Genomic DNA, 13,540 nt, shown 5'->3' on the forward strand with positions numbered 1-13,540 from the left:
AATTTACAAAAATCCGAGAGAGAATCAGTGTGGTTATTTTTTTTCGGGAGCTTTTATTCATTACAAAAGTCACAATTTTCAATCTGCTAAATAATTCCTTTTTCTAGTAGCACTTTCTTATATTTGCAAGTCTCATTATAGCTCCAATTGGTTTGAAAAATTATCTGCTGTTTCTTCTCTTCATCATTTTAGGAAGTCCTGTTTATTCAGCGGACAGCACAGATAGTATTATCGATAAGTTAAATGAAGCTTTAAAAAACAAAGCGCATTATGTTCGTTTGAGAGAAGAACGTATTTTAAATTTCAAAAAAATCAAATCCGATGATTTAACGAAAGAGCAGGAGTACGATTACAACCAAAGTTTGTACAGTCAATATCTGAAATTCAATTCTGATTCGGCTATTTTATATGTCAGGAAAAACCTGAAAATCGCCAGCGAACTTCAAAATGCCGATTTACTGAACCTGGCCAATCTGCAATTGGTAACATTATACTCTTCATCGGGAAAATATCGCGAATCTGAGGCTATTTTAAAAAGCATTCCTAAAAAGGAATTGCCTAAGAAACTACTACCTAACTATTATAGTGCGTATCGCGAGTTTTTGGAACATTATGCTGCCAATAGCGACGATGTAAAGTACATTGAGCAAATTAACAAATACCGTGATTCGCTGCTCACCGTTTTAGATCCTTCTACATTAAACTATCGAATCACCAGAATTGAGAAGGAGATGTCGGAGAAAAAGTTTGCTGCGGCTGAAAAAAAGCTGTTGGATTTATTGAAAAAAGCGAAAGACGACCATCCGCAATATGCCATGATTACCTATCTTTTGGCAAGTATCTATAAAGAAACAAAGCAGCTGGAACTTCAAAAAAAGTACTATGCACTTTCAGCCACTGCCGATCTAAAAACCGCAAACAAGGACAATGCTTCTCTTCAGGAACTGGCTTTATTTTTTTATGAAGCCAATGATGTTGATATGGCCTATAAACTTACCCAATCGGCTATTGAAGATGCCTTGTATTGCAATGTTCAGTTTCGTACCCTTTTAATGTCAGAGGTATATTCGATCATCAACACCGTTTATTTAGAGAAAGAAGCTAAGAGAAAAACGGAACTTCAACTGTACCTTTTATGTATCAGTTTATTATCGGCATTTTTAGTTGTTGCGGTGGTTTATGTTTACAAACAAATGAAAAAAGTATCGCGAATCAGGACAGAACTGTACAATACAAGTCAAAAATTAGCCGAATTAAATAAAGACATTACAGAAACCAACAATCAGCTGCAGGAAAGAAATGCACAATTATCGGAATCCAACCATGTTAAAGAAGAATACATTGCACATTTTTTCAGCCTTTGTTCAGCCTATATCAACAAATTAGAAAATTACCGTATCACTTTAAATAAAAAAGCGACCGCCAAACAATTTGATGAAATCTACAAAGTTTTGAAATCAACCACTCTCGTAGATAACGAACTGGAAGAATTGTACAAGAATTTTGACATCATCTTTTTGAATTTATATCCCACTTTCGTAAAAGATTTCAACGCGCTTTTAATTCCGGAAGAACAAATCGTTTTAAAACAAGGAGAACTGATGAATACCGAACTTAGAATCTTTGCTTTAATTCGTTTAGGAATTACAGACAGTGTAAAAATAGCAGCGTTTTTGCGTTACTCTTTGAGCACCATTTACAATTACCGAACCAGAGCACGAAATAAAGCCGCAGTTTCCCGAAATGATTTTGAAGAAATGGTCACAAAAATTGGCTTAATATCCGTAAAACTTTAGAAAATCATTCTAAAATCACTACTTTTTTCAGCTTTTTGTTTTTTGTAAACGATTGTTTTTCATTAAGTTGTATTTTTAATTCACTACTTTTTTTCATTTAGAAATCCAGAACAAACTATAACGTTTTAGCTTTACAGTATTCTTAAAAAGAGATACTGCTTATACTTTCTTCCCATTGTAAATTAAATGCTTTAATAAATTAATAGTTATGTTTAAAAATGTTAAAACAATTGTTGTTTTACTACTGTTGAGTGCTGTCGGTGCGAGTGCACAGCATAAAATTCCGGTTTATTTAGACGATAAAAAATCGATTAATGAACGCGTAGAAGATGCCCTTGCAAGAATGACAACCGACGAGAAAATTGCCATGATACATGCGCAGTCAAAATTCAGCTCACCGGGGGTACCGCGTTTGGGTATTCCGGAAAACTGGATGACCGACGGACCACACGGAATTCGTACCGAAGTTTTATGGGACGAATGGGATCAGGCAGGATGGACTAATGATTCCTGTATTGCTTTTCCGGCTTTAACCGCACTTTCTGCTACCTGGAACAAAGAATTATCTTCTCTATATGGTAAATCTATAGGCGAAGAAGCACGTTACCGTAATAAAAATGTATTATTAGGACCCGGAGTTAACATTTACAGATCACCTTTAAACGGTCGTAATTTTGAATACATGGGAGAAGATCCTTTCCTGACTTCAAAAATGGTGGTTCCTTATATCAAAGGGGTACAGGCAAATGGAGTAGCTGCCTGCGTTAAACATTTCGCTTTAAACAATCAGGAAATAGGACGTAATACAGTTAATGTAATCGTTGATGACCGTGCTTTATATGAAATTTATTTACCGGCTTTTAAAGCTGCCGTTCAGGAAGGAGATGCCTGGGCAATTATGGGAGCATATAATAAATACAAAGGGCAGCACTGCTGTCATAATGAGTTTTTACTGAATGATATTCTACGCGGAGAATGGGGCTTTAAAGGAGTTGTAGTTTCAGACTGGGGAGGCGTTCATGACACCAAACAGGCCATTTACAATGGATTGGATATGGAGTTCGGTTCCTGGACAAACGGACTTTCATGGGGAACCAGTAATGCTTATGACAATTACTTTTTGGCTAAACCATATTCTATTATGATTGCAAAAGGTGAGGTTGGAACAAAAGAACTGGACGAGAAAGTACGTCGTATTTTACGCCTGTCATTCTTAACGACAATGAATAAAAACAGACCTTTCGGTTCTTTTGGAACAGAAGAACACGCCAAAGCAGGTTTGAAAATCGCCGAGGAAGGAATTGTGCTTCTTCAAAACAACAATAACATTTTGCCAATTAACCTTTCTAAAACAAAGAAAATTGCGGTGATTGGAGAAAATGCTATTAAAATGATGACTGTTGGAGGAGGAAGTTCTTCATTGAAAGCCAGATACGAAATTACGCCACTTGAAGGATTAAAGAAAAGAATCGGAAATCAGGCCGAAATTACTTACGCTCGCGGATACGTAGGAGATCCGACAAGTAACTATAACGGAGTTGTAGCCAAAGTAAGTCTGGAAGACAAACGTTCTCCTGCCGAATTAACTGCTGAGGCTGTAAAAGTAGCTGCAGCCGCAGATGTTGTTTTGTTCATAGGAGGTACAAATAAAAGTGATAAACAAGACGCTGAAGGTTTTGACCGTCTGGATTTAGGTCTTTCGTATGGTCAGGATCAGTTGATAGCAGAATTGGTGAAAGTAAATAAAAACATCGTTTTTGTGAATATTTCAGGAAATGCAGTGGCAATGCCATGGGTTAAAGACGTTCCGGGAATTGTACAAGGCTGGTTTTTAGGCACAGAAGCAGGAAATGCTTTAGCAGCTGTTTTAGTAGGAGATGTGAACCCTTCGGGGAAACTGTCGTTTACTTTTCCTGTGAAATTATCAGATAACGGAGCTCATGCATTAGGTGAATTTCCGGGCGGAGATGACGTTACATACAAGGAAAGTATTTTCGTAGGTTACCGTTGGGCCGACAAGCAAAAAGCAAAGCCATTGTTCTCTTTTGGTCATGGTTTGAGCTATACGACTTTTCAATATGGAAAAGTAACAGCCGACAAAAAACAAATGGGAGCGGGCGATCAGATCACTTTTTCGGTAAAAGTAAAGAATACCGGAACAAGAGAAGGTTCAGAAGTAGTTCAGCTTTATATCAGTGACTTGAAATCTTCATTACCGCGTCCGGTTAAGGAATTAAAAGGCTTCGAGAAGGTTTCGCTTCAGCCGGGAGAAGAAAAAACAGTGACTTTTACCATCGATAAAACAGCACTTAGCTTTTTTGATGATAAAAAACACGACTGGGTTGCTGAACCGGGAGCTTTTGAAGCCATCATTGGAGCATCTTCTACGGCTATAAAATCTAAAGTGAGTTTCTCACTTCAATAATTTCATGTTTCCAAAATTGGTTGGTTGTAAAGCTGCAAGTGTAAAAACTTGTGGCTTTACTTTTATGAACTCTGTTTGGGAGGAATTGTCAAAAAAATAGCACATAGAAACATAGATTTTAACTGTAAGAAGAGAAAAAAACAGGAATATATTTCTTTCACATAGAAAAATTACATGCATTTAAAGGAAGTGAAACGCTTTTATATTTGATAAAGAATCTATGCCACTATGCGCTAAAAATGAATTATACCAATACGTTAAATAAAAAGTCTATTATTTAAAATACTACTATGAAAAAAGCCATACTAGGTGTCATCACCTTATTTTTAACACAAAGTCTTTCGGCACAAAGTCTGAACAAAATGCAATGGTTTAACGAACCTGAAAAATGGGAAATTAAAAACAATGCTTTGATCATGAATGTGACAGCGAATAGTGATTATTGGCGCATTTCGCATTATGGCTTTACTGTAGACGACGCACCGTTTTATTATGCTACTTACGGCGGAGAGTTTGAAGCCAAAGTAAAGTTAACTGGTAATTATATCGCCCGCTTTGACCAAATGGGACTTATGCTTCGTATTGATGAGAAAAATTACATTAAAACCGGAGTTGAATTTGTGGATGGAAAATTTAATATAAGCACCGTTGTCACACACGATAAAAGTGACTGGAGTGTAACTACTTTAGAGAAAGCACCACCCTTTGTATGGATAAAAGTGGTGAGAAGACTGGACGCCGTTGAAGTCTTCTTTTCGTATGATGATAAAAACTATATTTTGACCCGAAATGCACCTTTGCAGGACAATACACCGGTCATGGTAGGCCTGATGGCTGCATCACCGGACGGAAAAGGCTTTGAAGCCAAATTCGAAAATTTTAAAGTAACACATTTACCGGATCAACGCAGACTCGAATGGCTTAAAAAACACCAGGAATAGTAACGCTAAAAGCCAATTTTCTGCGAATTCAAATTCCAAATTTCAGCAGGAAATGAATGAAGAAAGGATTTTTCTTACCCTATTAGGATGTACTGTAATTATTGTAACAAATAACCATTCTTTCTTTAGGATTACAAGCTTCAATCCGCCAGCCTGTTAGGGAAATATCGCTATTTTAGCTTCCACCAAAAAATTAATCTAACCTTTTAACAACCAAAAACTATTTTATGAATTCAAGTTCAATGGAAATTAAACCCAAAAAACATTATGAAATTTTAGACGGCTTACGTGGGGTAGCCGCAATTTTAGTCGTTATCTTTCATGCTCTGGAAGCCTTTAATGAAGGAAGCCGATTTAAACAGCTTATGAATCATGGTTATCTGGCTGTCGATTTCTTTTTTCTTTTATCAGGATTCGTGGTAGCGTATGCCTACGACGATCGTTGGGAGAAAATGTCACAATGGGAATTTTACAAACGACGTTTAATCCGTTTACAGCCCATGGTTATTATGGGAATGGTCATTGGAGCGTCGCTTTATTATCTTCAGGCTTCGAATGTTGCTTTTCCGCAAATTGCCACTATGCCAATCTGGAAACTAATTTTAGTGATGCTGGCCGGTTTTGTACTAATACCGCTTCCGCCATCAATGGAAATTAGAGGCTGGGGCGAAACGTTTCCGCTTAACGGACCGGCATGGTCGCTTTTCTTTGAGTATATTGCCAATATTCTGTATGCGTTGTTCTTTCGTAAATTTTCAAATAAAGTCTTAGGATTTCTGGTATTGATTTTCGCGGGAATGCTTGTTCAATATACCGTTTTTGGCCCAAAAGGAGATGTTATTGGTGGTTGGTCACTAACGATGCAGGAATTGTATGTTGGGTTTACCCGCTTATTGTATCCATTCTTTGCCGGAGTTTTACTTTCCCGTTTAGGAAAACTCATTCACATCAAAGGCGCTTTTTGGGTTTGCAGCATTCTTATAATCGTTATTTTCAGCATCCCGAGGTTGGGTGATGAAAACAGTCTGTGGATAAACGGTTTGTATGAATCCATCGCCATTATACTGCTGTTTCCTTTAATTGTGGCTATTGGAGCGGGAGGAGAGATCAAAAATCCGCTTTCACTAAAAATATGCAAGGCTTTGGGAGATATTTCATACCCAATTTATATTATACATTATCCGCTAATTTATTGTTATATGGCGTGGGTATTCGAAAACAAAGTACCGTTAAAGGATGGTTACGGAATCGGAATCGGTATTGTAATTTCGAGTATTGTAATCGCTTACCTGTGCCTGAAGTTTTATGATGAGCCTGTTCGTAACTGGCTTCAGAATAAATTTCAAAAAAGAAAAGTTTCTTAAGAGGAGGTTCAAAGAGGCAGAGGTTCTCTCTCTTTGAACCTTTTTCTAAAACTCCTAATAAATCAAAAAGGGATGAAAACAGCACAGTTTTCATCCCTTTTTGATTTAGGTTTAAAGCGATAAAAGTTTTGCCTTTGTCCCTTTGAACCTCTGAGCCTTTGAGCCTAAGTTTACTCTAAAACCAATTGTCCTAATGCTTCTTTGCTAAAGCCTTTTAATTGATCCGTATGTCCTGCTTTGATTTTAGCCACCCAGTTAGGATCAGATAAAAGAGGTCTTCCCACGGCAACTAAATCAAAATCGCCTCTGTCGAAACGTCTGTTTAGTTCCTCTAAAGAAGTTGGCTCAGAACTTTCTCCTGCAAAAGCGCCAAAGAAATCGCTTGAAAGCCCAACAGAACCTACCGTGATAGTTGGTGCTCCTGTAACTTTTTTGGCCCAGCCTGCAAAATTCAGGTCAGATTCTTCAAATTCAGGCTCCCAGAAACGACGCTGAGAACAGTGTAAAATATCGACTCCGGCATCAACGATAGGACTTAACCAAGCTTCTAATTCCTGAGGGTTTTTAGCCAGTTTATAATTGTAATCAGAAGGTTTAAACTGAGAAAATCTCATAATCACAGCAAAATCGTTACCGACTTGTCTTCTGATTTCTTTTACGACTTCAATAGCAAAGCGGCTGCGTTCCGGTAATGTTTTTCCACCATAAATATCCGTACGCAAATTGGTTTCGGCTCTAAAGAACTGGTCAATTAGATAACCGTGCGCACCGTGAATTTCGATCGTATCAAATCCCAGTCTTTTAGCATCGGCGGCTGCTTTTCCAAAAGCGATAATAGTATTTTCAACGTCTTTCTCTGACATGGTGTTTCCATTACTAAAATCAGGTCGGTTTAAGCCCGACGGTCCTTCAAAAGGCACAGGTGGAACCCATCCTGAATGATGATTGTCCATAATTCCCATATGCCAGATTTGTGGGCCCATTTGACCTCCGGCGGTATGAACCTCTTCAATTACTTTTTTCCATCCGTTTAAGGCTTCTTCGCCATAAAAATGAGGAACATTAGCATCGTTTGACGACGAAGGTCTGTTAATAACAGTTCCTTCTGATAATATTAAACCAACTTCACCTTCAGCTCTTTTTTGATAGTAAGAAGCTACTTCGTCAGTTGGAACTCCGTTTGGAGAAAAGGAGCGCGTCATAGGCGCCATTACGATTCGGTTTTTAAGATTTAATGTTTTTAAGTTAAATGGCGAAAACAGGTTGTTTGTACTCATAGTAATTTACAAATTAGATTGAATTAATTTACTGAGTGCTTCAAAGGCACCTTCGTTACGTTTATAATAAGTCCATTGTCCAACACGTTTGGATTCGATAAATCCGGCGCGTTGTAAAATAGACAGGTATTCTGAGACTGTCGATTGGGTAAGACCCGCTTTGGCTTGTATCTGACCCACACAAACCCCATGTTCAAATCCCGAGTGCTGGAGCTGATCCGGGAAGTTGATTTCGGGTTCTTTTAACCATTCCAGCATTTGTAATCTGGATTTGTTGGCTAATGCTTTAAAGATTTCTATAGATTCCATAGTGCAAATATATCGACTTTTCCCGATATATCAATTTAAAGAAAGTTATTTAGTATAATTTTAAGAGTAGGGATGCAATTTGCGTGAGAAGTATTTATATTTGTTTCCACTTGAAAACAGTGCTTTTCTGACGATAGAATTACAGAATTTGTAAAGGACAATACCTTGTGATTACTAGTTTTTTGAAAGAGCAGTCAAGAAAATAACCCCAAATTTATTCATGAAGATTATGAAAAAAACACTACTTATTTTAGGTTTCCTATGCTGTGCCGTCACGAGTTCGAAAGCACAGGTGGTAGGAACCGACATTGGCGACATTGCTCCCGAAATTGATTTACCGGATACCAAAGGGAATAATATTGTGCTTTCTTCCTTAAGAGGAGAGCTTGTTTTAGTTGACTTTTGGGCATCGTGGTGCGGTCCCTGCATAAAAGAACAGCCCGAATTGATAAAACTGTACAACACTTATTCCGGTAAGTTTTCTATTTACAGTGTTTCAATGGATACGAAAAAAGCTCTTTGGACCGGAGCCATTGCAAAACAAAAACTGCCATGGACTCAGGTAAGTGATTTAAAATACTGGAATTCTCCGGTTATTGGCGATTACATGCTTCAATCAGTGCCTTTAAATTTTCTGATTGATAAAAATGGAATCATACTGGCAAAAAACATTCATGGAAACGCATTGAATGAAATGTTGAAAAGCTTACTTACGGCTCAGTAAAAATAGAAACTTTGAGAATAGTATTGTTTTGAGAAAGAATGTAGGTAAGAAGAATATAAAACGGATGGAATGGAATCAAAATTAAGTATAGCTGAATTTAGGGCAAGATTAAAAAACAATACTGAAATTGGTTCTTTGAAAATTAAATTCAGCCACTTGAGAATATTTCCGAGATTTGGTGCATTAAAGCCTTTTTACGGTCTTTTTGATGATAAAAGTTTTCGTTTGACCATAAATTCGGCAACATCTCCCACCTGTTTTATTGTAAAAGGAAGCTACAAAAATGTTGATAACAGACTTAAGGTAAATTATACGATTGAGCCCAATAGTAAAATTCAATTGTTCTGGGTAAAATATTCACCTGTAGTGGTTATAATTGCAATCAACCTGTTTTTTGTTCTATTTGCGAGAGGACTCAGGAGAGCTTCTACTATCGTGAATTTGTTTTTACTTATTACCATTTTCTATTCCAGATGGAAAGAAGAAAGAAGGCGTAAGAAATTAGAGAAAAAGTTCCTCAGGATTTTTGAAATTAAGAGAGATTGGTGATACAGCCTTAAAAAACAAAACCTTTGTCAAAACATAGAATTGACAAAGGTTTTATTATTTAGATGATGGCCTGAAACTGAAATGAACTTAATTCAATCTGTCCGCATGATTTCGAACACCGCCAAAGTTGTTTTTTAGAAATTCTCTAATTTGAAATTGTGTTTTATTCTGAGTGACTTTTTTCCATTCATTAAAATCAAAAGCATGAATTTCAGTTGCATTCGGATTGGTAACAAAAGCGAGTCTTGCAATAGAATATTTGTAATACTTTAGTTCATGAGAAATATGTCGGTCCGGCACAACGATAAGAATGGTCTCCCATTCCAGATAATTTTTAGGAACATCTGCTCTTTCATTTAATCCAAGGGCTTCAAAAAAGGCAATGATCTTTTGATCATTAAGCTTGTCGATTTTCTGATCAACTCGTTTAATGGTGCTAATAAGTTTATTTTCATCTTTAATAACACTCATAACTAATAGCTGTTTTTTGTTTTTAGGTTAATTTCAATATAAAATTACACCAAAACAAAGTGAATTGTTAAAAGAGAGGCAATAGAATGATTCTAAATTTTATAGAAAGAGTTTACAGGCTTGTTTATCAGAAAGAAAGCGCTCCTTAGTGATCGGAGAGCATAAGATCGGTTTTTCTTTTTTTGGATTTATTCATTACGAACAAAAGCAAGGGTAAGGTTACCAAAAAGAACAATCCAACAAGGAAAAAAGCATCTCTATAGCTTAATAAAGAAGATTGTCTTAAAACAACATTTTCCATAAGTCGGAGTGCTTTAAACTTAGCTTCGTTATAAGCAAAACCTTTGCTTTGAAAATACCTGATGTAGGCATTTATCCGGTCCATTGCGATAGTGTTGTCTGGGGTAACAGTCGAAATTAGTTCGTTTCGGTGTGCTGCAAATCGATGAGCTACATAAGTATTGATAATCGAAACGCCAAAAGAACCGCCCAATTGCCGCATCATATTATTCAAAGCGGCGCCCTGACCAACATCCTTATCTTCTAAAGAGGAGACGGCCAGCATGGTAAGCGGAACAGTAAGCAGAGCCATTCCTAATGCACGAAAAATCAAAGAAGTTGCCACTTCCGCAGCACTGGTGTTTAAAGTCATTCCAGACATTCTCCAATTAAAATAAATAAACAAAAGAAATCCGGCTGCGATAATAAGTACCGGTGAAACGCCTTTTTGCAGTAAGGTTCCGCACATTTTTAAAGCCAGTAATGCAAACAGCGCCCCGGGTAACAAAAGCAATCCGGTTTGATAAGGCGAAAAGCTTAATAAACGCTGTGCAACAACCGGGCTAATGTAGATAGAAATAAACATACCAAATCCGGTTACAAAAGTTAGGACTGCAGCAATACTTAAAGATTTACTTTTAAGTACCCGAAGATTTACTACAGGCTTTTCGATCGTAAGTTCCCAATAGATAAACAGGAGCAGAGTTGTCACGGCAATAAAGGTAAGCACAATAATATAGCGGGTTTCAAACCAGTCTTCGACTTCGCCTCTTTCGAGAACCGTTTGCAAGGTACCAACTCCTATGGCCAGCAAAGCTATACCAGTCCAGTCGACCTTAGTGATTTCAGGTTTTACAAGAGGTTCCTGCAGTAGAAAGTAACAGGAAATCATGACGAGAATTCCAATCGGAACATTGATGAGGAATATCCAGGGCCAATCGTAATTTTCGGTAATATAACCACCCAGAGTAGGGCCAATAGTGGGGCCAATGAAGATTCCGGCTCCAAATATAGCTCCGGCTGTAGATTGTTTGTCTTTTGGGAAAAGTTCGAAAACCACAACTTGTGAGATGGATAACAAGGCACCGCCTCCAATTCCCTGAAAGAACCTGAAAAAAACGAGCATCCAAATGTTAGACGAATGCCCGCACATAAAAGAGCAGAACGTAAACAAAACAACAGAACCAATATAATAATTGCGCCGCCCGAGATTGGCGCTTAGAAAGCTTGTAATAGGTATTATAATCACATTGGCAATGGCATAAGCGGTAATCACCCACGAGGTATCTTCAAGCGTAGCGCCCAGATTTCCGCTCATGTGGGAAAGTGCGACATTTACAATTGATATGTCTATCAGTTCCATAATGGCGGCTAATATGACAGTCAGAATAAGTAGTTTTCGGTTTAACGGTGTCATAGATAAATATTTTATACCGATCGGTATGTTTTTGGTTAAAAAAAAGGACTGTTGTTTTGTTGATTTTACTCTAAGTCATCAATTATCTTTTTCAGTGAAAGCATAATAGTGGATAAATTAGACAGGTCGCCCGTTATTTTAGAAATCATGACAGCACCCTCGATAATAGCGATGATGGTTAGAGCGGTTTTCTCGGGATTTATGGATTCCCCTTTAAATTCTCCCGCAGCGATGCCTTGCTCAATAAAATAAACCAGTTTTTCTTTCCAGGCCAGAATGATGCTTTCGACCTTTTTTCTGAGTACTGGATGAGTATCGTCTGCTTCGGTGGCAGTATTGATAATAGGACATCCGCCCTGAGTGATTCTTAGCTCGTAATAATTAGAGTAGAGCCTTGGATAAACCAATAATTTGTCTTTAAACGTAGTTTGTTTGTCGATTTCTCGCGTAAAAGCGTCTTGAAGTTTTTTTACATTGAATTTAAAAGCTGCCAAGGCTACTTCGTCTTTGTTTTCAAAGTTGCCATAAATACTTCCTTTTGTAAGGCCTGTCGCTTCAGTGATATCACTCATAGAAGTTCCGCTGTACCCTTTCATATTGAAAATAGGGGCGGTTTTCTCTATAATAAATTGCTTGGTTTTTTCGGCTTTACTCATAGTAATTGAAAATTTAAAACACAAATATATACCGATTGGTATAAAATAACAAGCTTTTTGAAAAAAAAACAAAGACTGTGGGATGTATCTTAGAACAGTTCCTCTCTGAAATGTAAAACTTAAAACTTGAAACTTGAAACTTGAAACTTGAAACCTGAAACCTGAAACTTGAAACTTGAAACCTGAAACTTGAAACCTGAAACCTGAAACTTGAAACCTGAAACCTGAAACTTGAAACCTGAAACCTGAAACAAACTAAAAAAAAACAACTCCATCAACTTTTATTTGATTTTCATAACTTTGCAAAATGAAAGAGCAATTAGAAGAACAGGGTTCAGAACTTGGAATTAGTGATTTGAAGCTGAAAGGTTTTAAAGTGTATGAAGTAAACGGTGATGTGAGCAAGATTCCAACGTATAACCGTAGGGATTTTTACAAAATTTGCATCAATACCAGTAAGAGTTTTATTCATTATGCAGACAGAGGGATCGAAACGGACGGAACAATATTATTTTTCGGAAATCCGCATATTCCGTATTCCTGGGAAATTATTTCACCTTCGTATGAAGGCTATGCCTGTGTTTTTACGGAGGACTTTCTAAAAGTAAAAGATCGTTCCGAAAGCCTTCATGAATCGCCTTTGTTTAAAATTGGCGGTACACCAATATTCTCTTTATCGGCTGATCAAAAGGTGTTTATCGATTCCTTATTTCAGAAAATGATACAGGAGCAGGAAACAGATTATGTTTTTAAAGATGACTTGATTCGTAATTATATCAATTTGATTTTGCACGAATCTATGAAAATGCAGCCTTCAGAGAATTTCTTTAAACCCAGAAATGCCTCGTCCCGAATTACCTCTTTGTTTTTGGAATTGTTGGAAAGACAGTTTCCCATAGAAACCAAAAATGAGCCATTAGCGTTAAAAACGCCGCAGGATTATGCTCAAAGTCTTGCTGTTCATGTGAATCATTTAAATCGTTCCGTTAAAGAAGTCACCGGAAAACCAACAACGGCGCATATTTCAGAAAGAATTGTTGGTGAAGCCAAAGCTTTGCTGCAGCATACGGATTGGAGTATTTCGGATATCGGTTATTCTTTAGGATTTGAATATCCAAGCTATTTTAATAATTACTTTAAAAGAATTACAGGGACAATTCCAAAATCACTCAGAGTGTAAATTGTTTCATATTCTTAATTTTTTGTTTGATTATTGTTATCTCGCTGCATCTTTACCTGTGTAAATTTGCATTGAAATAATTAGTATTAATCAGTAGTCAGTTTTCGATAAGCTAAATACGACTTCACAAAGCATATTCCCGCTTTTATGAT

The 13,540-nt window shown here is 37.1% G+C and carries 12 protein-coding genes; 7 read left to right on the forward strand and 5 right to left on the reverse strand.

The annotated features are described in order from the left end of the window. Positions 1 to 152: 152 nt before the first annotated feature. From M4I44_RS14075 to M4I44_RS14090, 4 genes are all read left to right on the forward strand, one after another. The gene (locus M4I44_RS14075; protein ID WP_249965073.1) at positions 153 to 1,796 is read left to right on the forward strand and encodes a DUF6377 domain-containing protein; all 1,644 of its coding nucleotides are present in this window, start codon (positions 153 to 155) and stop codon (positions 1,794 to 1,796) included. Between the two features lie 208 nt (positions 1,797 to 2,004). Further along, positions 2,005 to 4,221 carry a glycoside hydrolase family 3 C-terminal domain-containing protein gene (locus M4I44_RS14080; RefSeq protein ID WP_249965074.1) on the forward strand — a complete coding sequence of 739 codons (2,217 nt, stop codon included), beginning with the start codon at positions 2,005 to 2,007 and terminating at the stop codon, positions 4,219 to 4,221. A gap of 290 nt (positions 4,222 to 4,511) precedes the next feature. Further along, a complete protein-coding gene (locus M4I44_RS14085; RefSeq protein WP_249965075.1) occupies positions 4,512 to 5,162 on the forward strand; it encodes a DUF1349 domain-containing protein in 651 nt (216 codons plus the stop codon). 227 nt (positions 5,163 to 5,389) lie between these two features. After that, positions 5,390 to 6,526, forward strand: coding sequence for an acyltransferase (locus M4I44_RS14090; RefSeq protein ID WP_070908480.1), 1,137 nt, complete (start codon positions 5,390 to 5,392; stop codon positions 6,524 to 6,526). Between the two features lie 170 nt (positions 6,527 to 6,696). On the opposite strand, the gene M4I44_RS14095 is transcribed toward M4I44_RS14090, so the two are convergent. Continuing rightward, positions 6,697 to 7,803: an NADH:flavin oxidoreductase gene (locus tag M4I44_RS14095; RefSeq protein WP_249965076.1), complete on the reverse strand. Its 1,107-nt coding sequence runs from the start codon at positions 7,801 to 7,803 to the stop codon at positions 6,697 to 6,699. A 6-nt stretch (positions 7,804 to 7,809) separates the two neighbouring features. Next, a complete protein-coding gene (locus M4I44_RS14100) occupies positions 7,810 to 8,112 on the reverse strand; it encodes a helix-turn-helix transcriptional regulator (protein ID WP_017497055.1) in 303 nt (100 codons plus the stop codon). Positions 8,113 to 8,341: 229 nt separating this feature from the next. Here M4I44_RS14100 and M4I44_RS14105 point away from each other — a divergent pair, with 229 nt between their 5' ends. Both M4I44_RS14105 and M4I44_RS14110 read left to right on the forward strand, forming a co-directional pair. Continuing rightward, on the forward strand, positions 8,342 to 8,836 hold the full coding sequence (locus M4I44_RS14105) for a TlpA disulfide reductase family protein (RefSeq protein WP_070908652.1): 495 nt from the start codon (positions 8,342 to 8,344) through the stop codon (positions 8,834 to 8,836). A 69-nt stretch (positions 8,837 to 8,905) separates the two neighbouring features. Continuing rightward, on the forward strand, positions 8,906 to 9,385 hold the full coding sequence (locus M4I44_RS14110; protein WP_249965077.1) for a hypothetical protein: 480 nt from the start codon (positions 8,906 to 8,908) through the stop codon (positions 9,383 to 9,385). Between the two features lie 87 nt (positions 9,386 to 9,472). Here M4I44_RS14110 and M4I44_RS14115 read toward each other — a convergent pair whose 3' ends face one another. From M4I44_RS14115 to M4I44_RS14125, 3 genes are all read right to left on the reverse strand, one after another. Continuing rightward, positions 9,473 to 9,856 carry a hypothetical protein gene (locus tag M4I44_RS14115; protein ID WP_017497052.1) on the reverse strand — a complete coding sequence of 128 codons (384 nt, stop codon included), beginning with the start codon at positions 9,854 to 9,856 and terminating at the stop codon, positions 9,473 to 9,475. Between the two features lie 145 nt (positions 9,857 to 10,001). Continuing rightward, positions 10,002 to 11,552: a DHA2 family efflux MFS transporter permease subunit gene (locus M4I44_RS14120; RefSeq protein WP_249965078.1), complete on the reverse strand. Its 1,551-nt coding sequence runs from the start codon at positions 11,550 to 11,552 to the stop codon at positions 10,002 to 10,004. Positions 11,553 to 11,617: 65 nt separating this feature from the next. Then, positions 11,618 to 12,208 carry a TetR/AcrR family transcriptional regulator gene (locus M4I44_RS14125; protein ID WP_249965079.1) on the reverse strand — a complete coding sequence of 197 codons (591 nt, stop codon included), beginning with the start codon at positions 12,206 to 12,208 and terminating at the stop codon, positions 11,618 to 11,620. 307 nt (positions 12,209 to 12,515) lie between these two features. Here M4I44_RS14125 and M4I44_RS14130 point away from each other — a divergent pair, with 307 nt between their 5' ends. Further along, positions 12,516 to 13,388: an AraC family transcriptional regulator gene (locus M4I44_RS14130; RefSeq protein WP_017497050.1), complete on the forward strand. Its 873-nt coding sequence runs from the start codon at positions 12,516 to 12,518 to the stop codon at positions 13,386 to 13,388. The last annotated feature ends 152 nt before the right edge of the window (positions 13,389 to 13,540 follow it).

The organism is Flavobacterium sp. B183 (genome assembly GCF_023539155.1).
Taxonomy (GTDB): Bacteria; Bacteroidota; Bacteroidia; order Flavobacteriales; family Flavobacteriaceae; genus Flavobacterium; species Flavobacterium tructae.

Coding starts and splice junctions, on each gene's coding strand:
- M4I44_RS14125 (WP_249965079.1), bottom strand. CDS start 12,208: ATGAGTAAAGCCGAAAAAACCAAGCAATTTATTATAGAGAAAACCGCC.
- M4I44_RS14120 (WP_249965078.1), bottom strand. CDS start 11,552: ATGACACCGTTAAACCGAAAACTACTTATTCTGACTGTCATATTAGCC.
- M4I44_RS14090 (WP_070908480.1), top strand. CDS start 5,390: ATGAATTCAAGTTCAATGGAAATTAAACCCAAAAAACATTATGAAATT.
- M4I44_RS14095 (WP_249965076.1), bottom strand. CDS start 7,803: ATGAGTACAAACAACCTGTTTTCGCCATTTAACTTAAAAACATTAAAT.
- M4I44_RS14110 (WP_249965077.1), top strand. CDS start 8,906: ATGGAATCAAAATTAAGTATAGCTGAATTTAGGGCAAGATTAAAAAAC.
- M4I44_RS14085 (WP_249965075.1), top strand. CDS start 4,512: ATGAAAAAAGCCATACTAGGTGTCATCACCTTATTTTTAACACAAAGT.
- M4I44_RS14130 (WP_017497050.1), top strand. CDS start 12,516: ATGAAAGAGCAATTAGAAGAACAGGGTTCAGAACTTGGAATTAGTGAT.
- M4I44_RS14115 (WP_017497052.1), bottom strand. CDS start 9,856: ATGAGTGTTATTAAAGATGAAAATAAACTTATTAGCACCATTAAACGA.
- M4I44_RS14105 (WP_070908652.1), top strand. CDS start 8,342: ATGAAAAAAACACTACTTATTTTAGGTTTCCTATGCTGTGCCGTCACG.
- M4I44_RS14080 (WP_249965074.1), top strand. CDS start 2,005: ATGTTTAAAAATGTTAAAACAATTGTTGTTTTACTACTGTTGAGTGCT.
- M4I44_RS14100 (WP_017497055.1), bottom strand. CDS start 8,112: ATGGAATCTATAGAAATCTTTAAAGCATTAGCCAACAAATCCAGATTA.